The organism is Serratia sp. L9, assembly GCF_050632285.1.
Lineage (GTDB): Bacteria > Pseudomonadota > Gammaproteobacteria > Enterobacterales > Enterobacteriaceae > Chania.
In genome coordinates this window covers 1,356,804-1,373,260 of record NZ_CP192591.1, presented here as the reverse complement: position 1 = coordinate 1,373,260, position 16,457 = coordinate 1,356,804, and the positions used below count along the sequence as shown (strand labels likewise).

The following is a 16,457-nucleotide window of genomic DNA, read 5'->3' as shown; positions in this document are numbered from 1 at the left end:
ATGTCTACAAAATAAACGGCTGTACCATATTGTCCGACACCAGGGTTCCAAACTTAAAATAATAATTAGTAGTATTATCAAACTGTTCGGACATTTGTCCGAACCTTTTTCAGGAACAGACCATGAGAAACACCCCAACTTTTGTCTATATTGCTACCACAGCAGATACTAAAGGACAAGAGTTGGAATATGTTCGTGCCCGAATTGCCAACCTATGTTTGACCCCACTTACCTTAGATCTTTCCACTTCAGGCATACCGACTCATTATAAGACCGACATCTCGGCCATCGAGATCGCCCGTTACCATCCACAAGGCGAACAGGCCGTTTTTTGCCCCAATCGCGGCCAGGCCATTGCCGCCATGGCGATCGCTTTCGAACGCTTCATGCTGTCACGTAACGACGTTGCTGCGCTGCTTGGCCTTGGCGGTTCGGGTGGAACGGCGATCATCACACCGGCAATGCAACAATTGCCTATCGGCCTCCCTAAACTGATGGTTTCGAGCATGGCTGCGGGTGATGTCTCTGGCTATGTCGGCTCAAGCGATATCGCCATGCTGTATTCGGTTACCGATATCGCTGGCCTGAATCGTATTTCACGCAAGGTGTTGAGTAACGCGGCCAATCAGATTGCCGGTGCCATACGTTTTCATATTGATGATGATGCTGACAGCTTGCCTGCCACCGGCCTGACCATGTTCGGTGTTACCACGCCCTGTATTAAAGCCATCACCAGTGCTATTGAGGCCGAATGGGATTGCCTGGTCTTTCATGCCACCGGCAGCGGTGGCCGGGCGATGGAAAAACTGATCGACAGCCATTTACTGAATGCCGTATTGGATCTGACGACTACCGAGGTATGTGATTATCTGTTTGATGGCGTTTTAGCCTGCAACGAAGATCGTTTTGGCGCGATTGCCCGCACCGGGATCCCGTGTGTAATGTCTTGTGGTGCGCTGGATATGATTAACTTCGGCCATCCTAAAACCGTTCCGGCCCGTCATGCAAATCGCCATTTTTATAACCACAACACCCAGGTGACGCTGATGCGTACCACGGTGGCAGAAAATGACCATATGGGCCGTTGGATCGGGAATAAACTTAACGCCTGCGCAGGGGAAGTGCGTTTTGTGATCCCTCTGGGCGGCGTGTCGGCACTGGATGCGCCAGGGCAACCTTTCTGGGATCCCGGTGCGTTGAACGCTTTTGTCCACGCGCTGGAACAGACTCTGGTGCAAACGGAAAAGCGCAGGTTAATCAAAACACCGTACCATATCAACGATCCCTGCTTTGCCAATGTTGTTATCGAACAATTTCATGCCATTACAGCAATGGCTAAATAACGTGGATTAACGCGTTTTATCAAATAAAAAATGCCGGATATATCATCCGGCATTTTTTATTATTATACCTATTTACATTATTGAGCAGCGGGTTGCTGATCGCGCATTTTCTTCATATGCTCCATCATTTTCTGCTCACGTTTCTGATAATTCTCATTGTATTGTTTTTTCTGTTCTGGTGTCAGCAGGTTATACATTTTGTTTTCAGCTTTGGCACGTTCCAGCATGCGCTCAGATTGCGCTTTGCTGATAGTATCAATTTGCGCTTTTGCCTTGGCTTCATCGAAGCTGTCTGAAGCGACCATGTTGTGCAATGCCTGGCGCTGATCTTTGGCACCTGGGCCACGATTCTGATGCGACTCTTTCATAATATCGCGCATCTGTTGGCGTTGCTGCTCAGTCAGATTCAGCCCGGCAAATGGGCCTTCTTTACCTGGGCCTTTATGATGCATCATTTTTATCGGGGCGGCTGCCGGGGCAGTGGTGGTATCAGCAGCAAAGGCTGCAGAAGCCGAACCCAGGGCTAAAGTAGAAGCGACAAATAAAGCGATCAGTTTACGCATAATCATTTCCTTAAAAATTACTTTTTATCAGGAGCGCTGTACGTTAACAGGCTCATCCGGTCTTCGGAAATAATAATATGCGGAAAAATATATAGTAATGCCTTGGAGTGTAAATATTTTAAAATCGAAAATGACCTTATTCGTCAATTATGAACAAATTATGGAGATGACGTCGGGTATTTGGAAATTTGCATTTCGCCACTATCGCTATTGGTCTTATTTAACCCGGCTATTTATTCTGATCTCATTTATTAGCCAGATTAGCAACCATTGAACAACACGAGAAGAAACGGTTTTTCGCACAGTTTGCAGTTCTCTTTTACACTCTATAGGAGTCGCCGCTAAAGCGAAATTTTGAGGAAAGATCATGTTCGCAGACCAAGGCCCTATGCTTCTTAACACCCATTTTGGCACCAGCAGCCCCTATTGGCACCTGGCGTTTGACAGCAATGCCTTGGAGTTAACCGCAGTGAAAGGCAAAACGCACCTCGCGGTGGCGCTCAGCGAAATACAGGCGGCTAAAATCCGCCGCCTGACCGGGGTCACCGCCAGCCTGGATCTCACCATTCAACTCGGCGACCAACCCATTCATTTGCATCTGGTAGGCCGACGGGTCAATAAGCTTGAATGGGCTGGCACCGCCTCGGCTTATACCGATACTCAGGCCGTAGCGCGCGATCTGGTGCATGGCCTGTCATTTGCCGAACAGGTGGTCTCAGAAGCCAACTCGGTGATTGTGATTGTTGATCAGCATGGCCGTATCCAGCGCTTTAATCGTCTTAGCGAAGAGTACACCGGCCTGCAAGAGCAGGACGTTATCGGCAAAAATGTCTTCAAGATGTTTATGAGCCCGGCAGAAGCCGCCGCTTCACGGCGAAATATCGCCGGTTTCTTCCGCAATGGCTCGTCCTATGAGGTGGAACGCTGGATAAAAACGGTAAAGGGTGAGCGATTATTCCTGTTTCGCAATAAATTCGTTCACAGCGGCAGTGGTAAAAATCAGGTTTTCCTGATCTGCTCCGGTACGGATATCACTGAGGAACGCCGCGCGCAGGAGCGCCTGCGGCTGCTGGCAAATACCGATGTCATTACCGGCCTGCCAAACCGTAACGCCATCCAGGACGTCATCAACCAGGCCATTAGCGAACGCGGCGACAGCAACATCGGGCTGGTCTATCTCGATCTGGATAACTTCAAAAAGGTAAACGATGCCTATGGCCATATGTTCGGTGACCGTTTGCTGATTGAGGTTTCCCGCGCCATTCTCACTTGCCTTAACCACGGGGAAATGCTCGCGCGCCTGGGGGGTGATGAGTTTTTGGTTCTGGTGTCCCAGGCCGACCGCATCCTGTTGCAGGAACTGGCCCAACGGATTATCGATCGGCTGAAAACACCGTTCCGCATTGGCCTTATCGAAGTGTATACCGGTTGTTCAATCGGCATTGCGCTGTGCCCGGAGCACGGTAAAGATCTCGACAGCCTGATCCGCAGCGCGGACACCGCCATGTATGTCGCCAAGGAACAGGGTAAGCGAACTTTTATCGTGTTCTCGCCGGAAATGAATCGGCGTGTAGCTGAATATATGTGGCTGGATACCAACCTGCGTAAAGGGCTGGAACAGAACCAACTGGTGGTCTATTACCAGCCGAAGGTCAACACGCGCAGCGGAAAAGTCTACAGCGTGGAGGCCCTGGTTCGCTGGGACTCCCCAGAGCGTGGGTTGATCCCCCCGCTGCAGTTTATCTCTTATGCTGAAGAGTCGGGGCTTATTACCCCACTTGGCCGTTGGGTGCTGCAAACCGCCGCCAAGCAGGCCGCCAAATGGAAACGGCAGGGGCTGAATATACGTATCGCGGTTAACCTTTCTGCCAGACAATTGGTAGATGATAGCGTCGTTAACGATCTGGTTGAGGTGTTGCGGGAGAACCAGCTTACCCCTTGCCTGCTGGACTTTGAGCTGACAGAAAGCAGCCTGATAGAAGATGAAAACCGGGCACGTGAGGTGATCGGCCGGTTAAGAGCAATGGGCGCGCAGGTGCATCTGGATGATTTTGGCACCGGTTATTCTTCCCTGGCACAGTTGGCGCGTATCCCACTGGATGCCATCAAGTTGGATCAAAGCTTTGTGCGCGGCGTAAACCTGGCCCCGGTGTCGCAATCACTGATCCGCGCCATCGTGGCGGCCGCCGAAGCGCTGCAATTCCGGGTGATTGCCGAAGGGGTTGAAACGGAAAGTGAAAACCAGTTTCTGGATTGCGTAGGTGTTGATGAAAAGCAAGGGTTCCTGTTTGCACGGCCCATGTTGCCAGAACAGTTGGAACGCTGGCTGGAAGCATATCGCCCGCAATCACCAGCACAGTGATGCGGGCGGAATTAAGCGTTACCCTGCGTGGCGCAGATTAAGCGCATGCCGATCCTGCAGCATGACCAGCCGCTCAATATACAGGCGATCTTTCTCCTCGATGGTAAACGCTGAATGCACCCAATCCTCAGTAATATCCATCAGCTCAGAGCGGGTCAGTTGCAATACCCGTTGGCGGGCACGCAGCATGGCACGCATACCGTTCAGCTTGGGCCTGATGGTATCAATGAAGGTTCGGGTAGCCATATAGGCATCACCAGGTTGGAACAGCTGATCCACCAGCCCGCGGCTTTCAAACCATTCGGCGGTATGGGATTCACCGCTCCAGATCAGTTCTTCAGCCAGGCGCATCCCCGCCCTGCGCGTGACCAGTGAATACCCCCCATACCTGGGAACAGATTGAAGGCGATTTCCGGGAACCCCATCCGCGCATTGTTCTGCGCCAAAACAAAATGGTGCGCCAACGCTGCCTCAAAACCGCCTCCCAGCGCACTGCCCTCCACCATGGCAATGCTGACTGCGCCGGTATCAAAACCCCGGGCTGCCGCATGAACGCAGTCAATACAGGCTCTGGCATAGGCCATCATGGCTTCACGCTTGCGGTTTTTGATCGCTTGCGCAAAGAAGCTCAGATCCCCGCCGACGTTGAACATGTTCTGTACCAGCGAGCCCGTGACCCAAAAGTCGAACTGCAATGTCGACTCTTTCGCTGCCTGCGCCAACGACATAATGTCTTCGATCAATGCCTGGTTGAAACAAGGACGTGGTTCTGCCCGCAGCAGCATCCACATGATGTGGCGATCTTCCTCATAATAAGCGGAAATTTGCGACAGGTTGCCCGCTTCAGTGAATGGGCGGCAGGTTGGATGATTGAATAATTTCATAAGACCTTCCATTTATCTATGGATAACTGTTCCAGCCCCTACGGCTGCAATAGGCGCAGACAGCTCGAAAAACACTGCGCCATAAGATGAGTAAAAGCCTTCCTGGCGGTTAGATAGATAAAAATTGAAGGTCTCAGGTGAAAAGAATATGTATGGTGAATGGTACAAAATGAAACGAAGCGGCTCTCGCCGTTATCAGAATTGACCCAATCTGGCCCCACTACGGTCAAATCGGGGGCGCATTTAGCTATAATCAAGGACATGCTATTTTTTATACCCTATGAATTTCGAGTTGGCCGCTCAAGCGCATCCCTGCGCCCGCAACATTTGTACCTCCCTGTACAACACAGCGTTAGCTTGAAAGACGGCGGGTATATCGTTAAGGACATCATTGCGTAATGCCTACTGGAACAGATAAAGAAACCGCACAGCAGCAACCTGAGAACACAGAGAAGCCGCTGATTGCCATCAAGACCGGCCATCAGAAACTGGATAACGGCATCTCTGGATTTTCCCGCCTGGTGGCACGCATTCAAGCCTGGCCAAGCATTGCCCATTTGCTGCGTGCCACCGAACGCTTTAACGATCGCCTTGGCAGCCAGTTTGGGGCAGCTATCACCTATTTCTCGTTTCTGTCACTGATCCCCATCCTGATGGTTTCGTTTGCCGCTGTGGGTTTTGTACTGGCCTCCAACCCGGACCTGCTGGCCGAACTTATTAATAAAATCGTCAACAGCATCAGCGACCCCGTCCTGGCCAGCACGCTGAAAAACACGGTGAACACCGCCATTCAACAGCGCACCACCGTTGGCCTGACCGGTTTGGCGCTGGCGCTCTATTCCGGTATCAGTTGGATGGGTAACCTGCGTGAAGCAATCCGCGCCCAATCGCGGGACGTCTGGGAACGTAATCCGCAGGATCAGGAGAAATTCTATTTCCGCTACACTCGCGACTTTATTTCACTCACCGGCCTGGTGGTGGCACTGATCGTCACACTGTCGCTGACCTCCATTGCCGGTTCTGCCCAAGCGGCGATTGTCCGAGCACTGGGGCTGGATGGTATTGAATGGCTCCGACCCGCGATGACGCTGATTGCGTTGTCCATTTCCATCTTTGCCAACTACCTGCTGTTTTTGTGGATTTTCTGGATGCTGCCACGCCACAAGCCGAAGAAAAAGCGCTGCTGCGCGGCACGCTGATCGCCGCCATTGGCTTTGAAGTGATCAAGTTTGTGATGACCATGACGCTGCCACAGGTCGCCAGATCGCCTTCTGGCGCTGCTTTTGGCTCGGTGATTGGTTTGATGGCGTTCTTCTACTTCTTTGCCCGCCTGACGCTGTTTTGCGCCGCCTGGATCGCAACGGCACAGTATAAAGGGGATAAAACCCTGCCAGAGGTGAAGTGATTTACGGCCGCAAGCATTGCATTCATGCCAGTCGTGACTTTACGACTGGTTTTTTATTCTAAAAATAAAACCAAAAGCAGTTTATAATTTCAAAAATGAAACTGTCACACCTAAAAACCAGCATAACAAACTACCCCATGACTTTTCTTTAGCTATTTCCCAGTCTTTATCTCTGAATATTAGCGATTTAGCCACGTTTAAGACCACAGAAAACGATCCAACTAAAACATTAATCTTTTTAAAGGGTTAATCACCAGATTGCCCCACGGTTGCTCCGTTGAAAAGGCATTTCGCTATGACTAAGATGGATTTTTACACATTCAAAATATAAGAAATATCTATGCACGCCTCCATCGCAACAACTCTGGACGCCGAAGAAGCGTCAACCCCGGTTAACTCCCGGGGAAAAGTCATTGTCGCCTCTCTGGTCGGTACCGCCATCGAGTTCTTTGATTTCTATATTTACGCCACCGCCGCAGTGATCGTATTCCCCCATATCTTCTTCCCGCAAGGCGATCCTGCGGCCGCAACGCTGCAATCGCTGGCAACCTTTGCCATTGCTTTTGTGGCACGGCCAATCGGTTCTGCGCTGTTCGGGCACTTTGGCGATCGTGTCGGGCGTAAGGTCACTCTGGTTGCCTCGCTGCTGACCATGGGGATTTCCACCGTGCTGATCGGTCTGCTGCCAAGCTATGAAACCATCGGTATTTTTGCCCCGATCTTGCTGGCGCTGGCTCGCTTCGGCCAAGGTTTGGGCCTGGGGGGCGAATGGGGTGGGGCTGCCTTGCTGGCCACTGAGAATGCACCGGCGAACAAACGCGCGCTGTATGGTTCGTTTCCGCAGTTAGGGGCACCAATCGGCTTCTTCTTCGCTAATGGCACCTTTCTGCTGCTCTCCTGGCTGCTAACCGATCAACAGTTTATGACCTGGGGCTGGCGCGTGCCGTTTATTCTGTCTGCCGCGCTGGTACTGGTTGGCCTGTATGTGCGTATTTCTCTGCATGAAACACCGGTGTTTGCCAAGGTCGCCAAAGCGGGTAAGCAGGTGAAGGTCCCGCTCGGTACTCTGCTGAGCCAGCACAAGAAGGCCACCATCCTGGGTACCTTCATTATGTTGGCCACCTATACGCTGTTTTACCTGATGACCGTTTACTCAATGACCTACGGGACCGCCGCTGAACCCTTGGGTTTGGGCTATTCACGCAACAGTTTCCTGTGGATGCTGATGGTGGCGGTCATTGGCTTTGGGGTGATGGTACCGGTTGCCGGCCTGCTGGCAGATGCCTTTGGCCGCCGCAAAACCATGATTGTGATCACCCTGCTGATGATCGGTTTTGCGTTCCTGTTCCCAAGCATGCTGGGCTCCGGCAACCAGATGCTGGTTATGGCTTTCCTGCTGCTGGGGTTGAGCATTATGGGCCTGACTTTTGGCCCGATGGGCGCCTTGCTGCCAGAACTGTTCCCAACCGAAGTACGCTACACCGGCGCGTCGTTCTCTTACAACGTCGCCTCGATCCTGGGGGCTTCGGTAGCGCCTTACATCGCAACCTGGCTGGCCAATAACTTTGGGCTGTTCTACGTTGGCATGTACCTGGCGGCAATGGCCAGCCTGACGCTGATCGCGCTGTTGCTGATGAAAGAAACCCGCCATAAAACACTGTAATATCTCCCCGGCCCCTGCCTGCAGGGGCCGGTTGTCTGCTGTCATATAATACGTCTATGCTGACTCGTCTTATGTTACGGGATACCCGTTATGTCTTTGCGCCGTTGGCTCTGCTTGTGCGTTGCGTTGCTGGCCATTATCGCCATTACTCTCTATTTCTGGCTGAAACCGGCCAATCCGAATGCCTTGTGGTACATCATCAGCCTGCAGTGCCTGCCCAATCAGCAGCAAAACCGCAACCCGGCCCCTTGCGCACAAGTCGATGAACAGGCTGGGTTTGTGGTTTTGAAAGATCGTAACGGGCCGCTGCAATACCTGCTGATGCCAACGGCCAAAATCACCGGCATAGAAAGCCCGCAGGTTTTACAACCTGATACCGCCAACTTTTTCGCATTAGCCTGGCAAGCCAGGCATTTTATGACGGATAAATACGGTAAGCCGATCGATGATGCCGCTATCTCGCTGGCAATAAACTCTGAATATGGCCGGACGCAGAATCAACTGCATATTCATATTTCCTGCCTGCAACCGCAGGTAAAAGAGCGGTTGGCGCAATTGCGAGGGGATTTCAGCGAACAATGGCAACCACTGCTCGGGGGTTGCGGGATCACGCTTATCTGGTCCGCCGCGTCACCGTTACCGAGTTGAAACAACAAGGTGCATTTAGATTATTGGCTCAGGGTGTCGAAGGGGCCAAAGACAATATGGGCAGCTATGGCATGGCGATGACCGCCTTGCCGGAAGGTGATTTCCTGCTGCTGGCCGTCAAACGTAATCTGTGGCAATTGAATCTGGCTTCTGCCGAAGAGATCCAGGATCACAGTTGCCAGATATTGCGGTAAAAATCGGGGCAACCCCAGGGTATGTTTTCAGCTGCGCCCCGTCAGTTCTCTCTCCTTCGGGAAGAGGGTCAGGGTGAAGGGAACGCCCCTCTCCCAAAGGGAGCAGGGCATTCCCACAAACAGGGGGATGCCTTATTGAGCCTTTTGATGCGTAACTGCCGGGCATGCCGTCATGCTGCCCCAATAGGCTACTTCTTGTTTTTCATCTGCTGCAGGATCTGGCCACACTGATTTTCTTGGCCACCGTCACTCGGTGAGACCAGAGCCAGCAACGCCGCCGCCGGTGCAACTACAATGCCCAGTGCCACCGCTGCAGCACCGCGGGCAATCAATGGCCCAGGCTTCACCCCGGCATCCGGATGTTTAAACGTCCCTTTGACGTACAGTGGTGAGCGCAAGGTCAGCACCCGCATCCCTTTGCTTTCAGGGTCGATTGACAGATCCAGGCGCTCGGTGGCGAAATTGGTGTTGCCGGTGATGTTGATAACGGCATTTTCTGTATCAAAGATAAACAGGCGCGGCGTGGCCACCCCGCTATGAATACCCACATCCGCCGCTGCGCAGTTGATCCCCACCTCATCATCACCAAACAACTGCGCCACCAGATAGTTACCTACGTTAAGGCCGAGGATTTCCATCAGGCTGCGGCTGATCACTCCGTCATTGATCAACAGGCGCATATCACCGCTGCTGGTTGCCAGTAAATCGGCCACCGAGTTACCCTGGCCGGTCAGTTTGGCATCGCCATTCAGTTCGCCAAGGCTGCGTTGCATCGACTCGACATTGGGCAATAGCTGTTTGAGCTGGAATTTACGCGCATGCATATCCACCCGCCCCTGCATGGGGCTCTTGCTGCCGTCGAGGCGCACGGTGGAGTTGAGATTACCGCCGGCGACACCGAAACGCAGCGGATCCATCAGGAGCACCGCATTCTCCAGTTGAAGGTGGGTATACAAATCACTCAGCGGGAGCGAACTGCCATGTTCTATACGTTTGGCGGTAAATTTGACATCGGCATCCATCACCCCCCAGCTTTTGGTTTCAAACTTCTCAACCGGTAACACTTTGTCGCTCGGCTGGCGGGTTTTCTCACCGCGATTGGCTTTCTGCTGGTTGGAATCCGCACCAATCAAGGGTGCCAGATCGGCGAAACGCAACTGCTTGGAAACCACCTCACCACTCAGCTTTGGCCGAGGGTGGCTGGCAACGTATTTCAAGCTGCCGTGAATATCACTGTCGCCAATTTTCCCACCAAACTTCTGATATTCAAATACTGCGCCACCCGGCTGGTGCAACCGGGCAATAAGATGGCCATCGGTGGAGTAAGGAGGAGTATTAGGCAACAGCACGCCAGTCAGCGCATACAGATTCCCCAGGCTGTCACCGGAGAATTTCAACTGCAGATCCAGGCCGCCCAGGTTCAGCGGATCGGACAGGGTTCCAGCCACTTGCACCCGAGTACTGCCAGAACGAACGTCGGCTTGCAGCGGGAACGGAATATCTGCGTTTTGCAAAGACAGCATCCCGCCAATCTTGCCGCTGCCAGACAGCGCTTCGCCATGGTATTTTCCCTTCACCTTCCAGCCGAAGACATAATCCGGCGCCTGTGCTTTGCCCTCCTGCGCTTTGCCGGTGACTTCGCTAAAGGGCAGAGGTTTACCGAGTGGGTCGATCAACGCCTGGAAATCGGCTTTTAGCGTGGCATCTTTAAAATCAATCTGGCCACGATCGAATACGATATCGTGAATATTTACCGACCAGTCCGATTGTGGCTTATTGGGATCTTTATCGGCACTGTTGGCCAGGTTAAAGGTCCAGTTATTCTCGCCATTCGCCAACCGCTGCAATGAGGCATTCGGCTGCTTCAGCCAGATACGTGGGATCAGCACCTCTTTACCCAGCAGCGCCAGCGGCGCGATGGAAGCATCAACGCGCAGCAACGTGACCATCTCATCACCCGGTATCGTCTCCGGGTTGCCAAGCACAATATCCTCGGCATGAATATGTGGCCACGGCACCCAGGCACGCCAACCGCCTTCATCCTTTTGTCGCGCCCAGTCAACGCCCAGATTGCCACGAATAGCAAAAGGCCGCTGCAACTCTGCAGTGACTTTGCTATTGATGGTAGGTTTGAGACGGTTCCAATCGAAGGTGGCGATAAACACCGCCAGAACCACGATTGCCAGCAGCACAATGCCGCCAACCCAGCTGAAAACCTTGCCTGTTCTTGTCATAACGGCTCCCTTGAAGCGATAGCTGGCTGCCAAAATTGATAAGCAGCCTTGGTAAAAGCCTAGCCGAGGATGGGCCAGAGTTCACGCTTTACCGCGGGATGAATCAGGTCATGGGGCAATAAACAGCATAGGCAGGGTTTTGAGCTGGTCGAAATATGCGGGGCGGCGAAGATAATACCCTTGGGCAGCAAACGCGCCAGAACGCTGCACAAGCAGCCATTCCTGCTCAGTTTCCACCCCTTCAACAATCACTCCATCGCTGTGCTGACTCATCAATCGCACCAGGGTGAAAAACAGTTGGATCCCTTCTTCGTTTTGCTTAAGCAACGTAAATAGTTCACGCGCGATTTTAATATGCTGATATCGCCAGTTACTGACCGCCGAGAAGTTTGCCAACCCGCTGCCAAAATCATCGAGCCACAGGCGTTCTGCCCCTGGGATTTGCCGTAATGGCTCATTGATTGCGTTATCCGCCTGCTCCACCAGCTCAAAACGCAGATAAGGCATAACGCTGATTTGCCGTTGCATGGCCGGGTGCCGCTGCAATGCCTGTAACGCTTTGCCGTCAATGTTGATCGAGACCATCAGCCTATGGCGGATAAACATTGCTTGCCATTGCTGCAAGAGATTGAGCTGCTCGTGAATAATGGCCAATCGCTGGCGCAACCCTAGCGCGGCAAAATAGTGCTCAGGTGACAAAGGAGTGCCCGGTGTGGCCGGGTGATGGACTGCCGTCAGCAATTCTATCGCCAGTAGTTTGCCGCAGGTGCGGTAAATGGGTTGAAAAGTATATAAACGCTGGCACTGCCGCCAGTAGCGGGACACTTTGGTACGCTGCCAGACGGCAAAAAATGGCGTCAGTAGACCAGAGATGGTGTTGGTTATCATCGGTACTATTGCCATTAGAGAATGAAAACGATACCACTGTCGGTATTTCATCTTTCCGATTATCGGCAACGCACATTAAAACTTTAAGCCACGGCAAAAGCCCTCTACATTCAATACCACTATCAATTAATAAAAGAGGAAAAACAGATGCCTTACGTCAATATCAAAATCACCCGTGAAGGTGCAACAGCCGAACAGAAAAAGCAGCTTATCGCCGGCGTGACTCAATTGCTGGTCGATACGCTGGGCAAAAACCCGGCAACCACCGTGGTGGTGATCGATGAAGTGGAAACCGATAATTGGGGTATCGGCGGCAAATGCGTTACCGATCTCGCGTGCCGCAGCCAAGTAACCCCCAGAACTTCGACGGGAAACTTCAGGTTTCCCGATCGCGATCATAAACTAATTAAAACGGCGTTTTATTTCTATTGACTCACCCCGCCCTTGCGTTGAGACTGGATGCAACTCGCATCAACCAGACTCATTGTTAGCCAGGGATTATCATGAACAGCAAAAACCTCGCCGTGATCGGCGAATGCATGATCGAACTGTCGCAGAAAGGCGCAGATCTCAGCCGCGGATTTGGCGGCGACACCCTCAACACCGCCGTTTATATTGCCCGCCAGGTTCCCCAAAAGGCGCTGAATGTCCATTACGTTACCGCACTGGGCACCGACAGCTTCAGCCGGGAAATGCTGCAGGCCTGGCAGCAGGAACAGGTGAATACCGACCTGATCCAGCAAATGGAAAACAAACTGCCGGGGCTATACGTCATCGAAACCGACGATACCGGCGAGCGCACCTTTTACTATTGGCGCAACGATGCGGCTGCCCGCTACTGGCTGGATAGCCCGCAGGCAGAGAGCATATCCGCACGGCTGGCGCAGTTTGATTATCTGTATCTGAGTGGCATCAGCGTTGCTATCCTCAACCCGGGCAGCCGGGTAAAACTGCTGGCCTTGCTGCGCCAATGCCGGGCTAACGGCGGGAAAGTGATCTTTGATAACAACTACCGGCCACGCCTGTGGCAGAGCCAGGAAGAAACCCAGCAGGCCTACCGCGACATCCTTTCCTGTACCGACATCGCCTTCCTGACGCTGGATGATGAGGATTTGCTGTGGGGTAAGCAGCCGGTTGAGCAGGTAGTCAGCCGTACTCGCGACTTTGGCGTGACCGAGATTGTGATTAAACGCGGAGCAGATTCCTGCCTGGTCTTCAGTGCAGAGGGGGAAACCCATGACGTTCCGGCGGTAAAACTGCCGAAAGAGAAAGTGATTGATACTACTGCCGCCGGTGATTCTTTCAGCGCCGGTTATCTTGCCGTGCGCCTGACAGGTGGAGATGCGGTGAGTGCCGCCGAACGCGGCCACCTGACCGCCAGCACGGTGATCCAGTATCGTGGAGCCATTATCCCACGCGAGGCAATGCCGCAGTAATTCCTGATCGCCAGAAATGAGAAAGGCCAGCAACGATGCTGGCCTTTCTGGTTGGTTCCATACGTCGAGTTTATTGGACTCGAAAACCAATCTTAATACCCTATAGATTTCACGTTGTAGCCAGGCGCCAAACTATCTCATCCCCAGGAGCTTACTCTAGTCAGTGACTGGGGTGAGATAGTGCAGAGACGACGGGTATTTAGCCTGCTACCGCGATACGTTTCATATCGGTCATATAACCACGCAGTTTGCGGCCAACGGATTCGATCGGGTGGTTACGCACGGCTTCGTTCACGTCACGCAGTTGCGCGTTATCAACGGAAGTGCCAGCGACGGATTTACCCAGATCGCCCGCCTGCAGAGTGGTCATAAACTCTTTCAGCAACGGAACTGCAGCATAAGAGAACAGGTAGTTACCGTATTCCGCCGTGTCAGAGATAACCACGTTCATTTCATACAGACGCTTACGCGCGATGGTGTTGGCGATCAGCGGCAGCTCATGCAGTGATTCGTAGTAAGCCGACTCTTCGATGATGCCGGAATCCACCATGGTTTCGAAGGCCAGCTCAACGCCCGCTTTCACCATTGCAACCATCAGAACGCCGTTATCGAAGTATTCCTGCTCACTGATTTTGCCTTCAAACTGCGCGGCGTTCTCGAAGGCCGTTTTACCGGTCTCTTCACGCCAGGTCAGCAGTTTCACATCGTCTGCCGCCCAGTCAGCCATCATTCCGCTGGAGAATTCACCAGAGATGATGTCGTCCATGTGTTTCTGGAACAACGGTGCCATGATGCCTTTCAGCTGCTCTGATAGGGCATAAGCGCGCAGTTTCGCCGGGTTGGACAGACGATCCATCATCAGGGTGATCCCGCCCTGCTTCAGCGCTTCGGTGATAGTTTCCCAGCCGAACTGGATCAGTTTTTCTGCATAAGCCGCGTCGGTGCCTTCAGACACCAGCTTGTCAAAGCACAGCAAAGAGCCCGCCTGCAGCATACCGCACAGAATGGTCTGCTCGCCCATCAGGTCGGATTTCACTTCAGCAACGAAGGAAGATTCCAGCACGCCTGCACGATGACCACCGGTGGCTGCCGCCCATGCTTTGGCAATCGCCATGCCTTCGCCTTTTGGATCGTTTTCCGGGTGAACCGCGATCAGCGTCGGGACACCGAAACCACGTTTGTATTCTTCACGCACTTCAGTACCTGGGCACTTCGGTGCAACCATCACCACGGTGATGTCTTTACGGATCTGCTCGCCCACTTCAACAATGTTGAAACCGTGGGAGTAACCCAACGCAGCGCCATCTTTCATCAACGGCTGTACGGCACGGACAACAGAAGTGTGCTGCTTGTCCGGAGTCAGGTTAACCACCAGATCGGCCTGTGGGATCAGATCTTCGTAGGTACCTACTTTGAAGCCATTTTCGGTCGCTTTACGCCATGAAGCGCGTTTCTCTGCGATCGCTTCTTGACGTAATGCGTAGGCGATATCCAGACCGGAGTCACGCATGTTCAGACCCTGGTTCAGCCCCTGCGCGCCACAGCCGACAATCACCACTTTTTTACCTTTCAGGTAGCTGGCTTCATCCGCAAATTCGTCACGCGCCATGAAACGGCACTTACCCAATTGCGCCAACTGCTGACGCAGGTTCAATGTGTTGAAATAGTTAGCCATGGTGATACTCCAGTCAGATGTTATTTTCATCCCCGCCTTATCTGTGCGGGATTCGTTAAACTCAATGTATAACAGGAATTGCGTTGCTTAAATTGATATATTACGAATGTGACATTGCAATTTTTGCAACACTCCTGCTGCGAGCGTACTGATATGGATTTGCGTGATCTCAAGCTGTTCCTGCATCTTGCTGAAAGTCATCACTTTGGCCGTACCGCCAAAGCTATGCACGTCAGCCCTTCCACGCTGTCCCGCCAGATCCAGCGGCTGGAAGAAATTCTTGGTCAAACGCTGTTTCTGCGTGATAACCGCACCGTGCAACTGACCGATGCTGGCGAACAACTGAAAGCCTTTGCCCAACAAACCCTGTTGCAATATCAGCAGTTGAAACATGCGCTTGGCCAGCATGGCCCTTCGCTCAGCGGTGAACTCCGCCTGTTCTGCTCGGTAACTGCCGCTTACAGCCATTTACCGCCGATCCTCGATCGCTTCCGGGCTCAGCATCCGCTGGTGGAAATCAAGTTAACCACTGGCGATGCCGCCGATGCGGTGGATAAAGTGCAATCCAACGAAGCCGATCTCGGTATTGCCGGGCGGCCAGAGATGCTGCCCACCAGCGTGGCCTTTACCCAAATCGGGGAGATCCCGTTGGTACTTATTGCCCCAGCGTTGCCTTGCGCAGTGCGCACGCTGGCGTTTGCCGATCAGCCCGACTGGGCCAATATGCCGTTTATTTTGCCGGAGCATGGCCCTTCACGAAAACGCATCGAACTGTGGTTCCGCCGCCAGCGCATCAGCAATCCGCTGATTTACGCCACCGTTGGCGGCCACGAAGCCATTGTTTCGATGGTGGCATTAGGCTGCGGCATTGCGCTGATCCCCAGCGTAGTGGTAGACAACAGCCCGGAGCCGGTACGCAACCGGATTTCCCTGTTGGAGAATATCTCGCTGGTAGAACCCTTCGAACTGGGTGTTTGCGTACAGAAAAAACGCCTTAACGAACCGCTGATCGAAGCGTTTTGGCAGTTGCTATAAACAACGGCGCTATTGCCGCAACGAATTCAATGAACCCGTTTATGACAACTCGAAAATATCCTATGGATTTCAAGCCGTAACCAACAGCGTACGGTTTGAAAGACGACAAAGTAATACCCTATGGATT

General features: G+C 52.8%; 9 protein-coding genes and 4 pseudogenes. 8 read left to right on the top strand and 5 right to left on the bottom strand.

What is annotated here, in order from left to right:
• The first annotated feature begins 122 nt into the window (after nt 1-122).
• Nucleotides 123-1,343: a Tm-1-like ATP-binding domain-containing protein gene (locus tag ACQ86O_RS06420; RefSeq protein WP_431224560.1), complete on the top strand. Its 1,221-nt coding sequence runs from the start codon at nt 123-125 to the stop codon at nt 1,341-1,343.
• 77 nt (nt 1,344-1,420) lie between these two features.
• On the opposite strand, the gene spy is transcribed toward ACQ86O_RS06420, so the two are convergent.
• Nucleotides 1,421-1,906, bottom strand: coding sequence for an ATP-independent periplasmic protein-refolding chaperone Spy (gene spy / locus ACQ86O_RS06415; RefSeq protein WP_431224559.1), 486 nt, complete (start codon nt 1,904-1,906; stop codon nt 1,421-1,423).
• A 367-nt stretch (nt 1,907-2,273) separates the two neighbouring features.
• On the opposite strand from spy, the gene pdeR reads away from it, so the two are divergent.
• Nucleotides 2,274-4,268 (top strand): cyclic di-GMP phosphodiesterase, encoded by a 1,995-nt coding sequence (gene pdeR / locus ACQ86O_RS06410; RefSeq protein WP_431224558.1) that lies wholly within the window; start codon nt 2,274-2,276, stop codon nt 4,266-4,268.
• An 18-nt stretch (nt 4,269-4,286) separates the two neighbouring features.
• On the opposite strand, the pseudogene ACQ86O_RS06405 reads toward pdeR, so the two are convergent.
• Nucleotides 4,287-5,152: pseudogene (locus ACQ86O_RS06405) on the bottom strand (crotonase/enoyl-CoA hydratase family protein).
• Nucleotides 5,153-5,550: 398 nt separating this feature from the next.
• Here ACQ86O_RS06405 and yhjD point away from each other — a divergent pair.
• The 3 genes and pseudogenes from yhjD to ACQ86O_RS06390 all read left to right on the top strand — a co-directional run bounded on the left by yhjD (nt 5,551) and on the right by ACQ86O_RS06390 (nt 9,062).
• Nucleotides 5,551-6,557 (top strand): annotated as a pseudogene (yhjD, locus tag ACQ86O_RS06400) (inner membrane protein YhjD).
• Nucleotides 6,558-6,897: 340 nt separating this feature from the next.
• Complete coding sequence (locus tag ACQ86O_RS06395) at nt 6,898-8,220, top strand: MFS transporter (protein WP_431224557.1); 1,323 nt, start codon at nt 6,898-6,900, stop codon at nt 8,218-8,220.
• A gap of 90 nt (nt 8,221-8,310) precedes the next feature.
• Nucleotides 8,311-9,062: pseudogene (locus ACQ86O_RS06390) on the top strand (CDP-diacylglycerol diphosphatase).
• Nucleotides 9,063-9,250: 188 nt separating this feature from the next.
• On the opposite strand, the gene ACQ86O_RS06385 reads toward ACQ86O_RS06390, so the two are convergent.
• Both ACQ86O_RS06385 and pdeH read right to left on the bottom strand, forming a co-directional pair.
• Entirely contained in the window at nt 9,251-11,296 is a 2,046-nt protein-coding gene (locus ACQ86O_RS06385; protein WP_431224556.1) for an AsmA family protein, read from the bottom strand.
• A 108-nt stretch (nt 11,297-11,404) separates the two neighbouring features.
• Nucleotides 11,405-12,184, bottom strand: coding sequence for a cyclic-guanylate-specific phosphodiesterase (gene pdeH / locus ACQ86O_RS06380; protein ID WP_431224555.1), 780 nt, complete (start codon nt 12,182-12,184; stop codon nt 11,405-11,407).
• Nucleotides 12,185-12,292: 108 nt separating this feature from the next.
• Between pdeH and ACQ86O_RS06375 the strand changes: the two are divergent.
• Both ACQ86O_RS06375 and ACQ86O_RS06370 read left to right on the top strand, forming a co-directional pair.
• Nucleotides 12,293-12,517 (top strand): annotated as a pseudogene (locus ACQ86O_RS06375) (2-hydroxymuconate tautomerase family protein); the annotation flags it as partial.
• Between the two features lie 170 nt (nt 12,518-12,687).
• The gene (locus ACQ86O_RS06370) at nt 12,688-13,620 is read left to right on the top strand and encodes a sugar kinase (RefSeq protein WP_431224554.1); all 933 of its coding nucleotides are present in this window, start codon (nt 12,688-12,690) and stop codon (nt 13,618-13,620) included.
• A 199-nt stretch (nt 13,621-13,819) separates the two neighbouring features.
• Here ACQ86O_RS06370 and ilvC read toward each other — a convergent pair whose 3' ends face one another.
• A complete protein-coding gene (ilvC, locus tag ACQ86O_RS06365; RefSeq protein WP_431225665.1) occupies nt 13,820-15,295 on the bottom strand; it encodes a ketol-acid reductoisomerase in 1,476 nt (491 codons plus the stop codon).
• 153 nt (nt 15,296-15,448) lie between these two features.
• On the opposite strand from ilvC, the gene ilvY reads away from it, so the two are divergent.
• On the top strand, nt 15,449-16,330 hold the full coding sequence (gene ilvY, locus ACQ86O_RS06360) for an HTH-type transcriptional activator IlvY (RefSeq protein ID WP_431224553.1): 882 nt from the start codon (nt 15,449-15,451) through the stop codon (nt 16,328-16,330).
• Nucleotides 16,331-16,457: the final 127 nt, after the last annotated feature.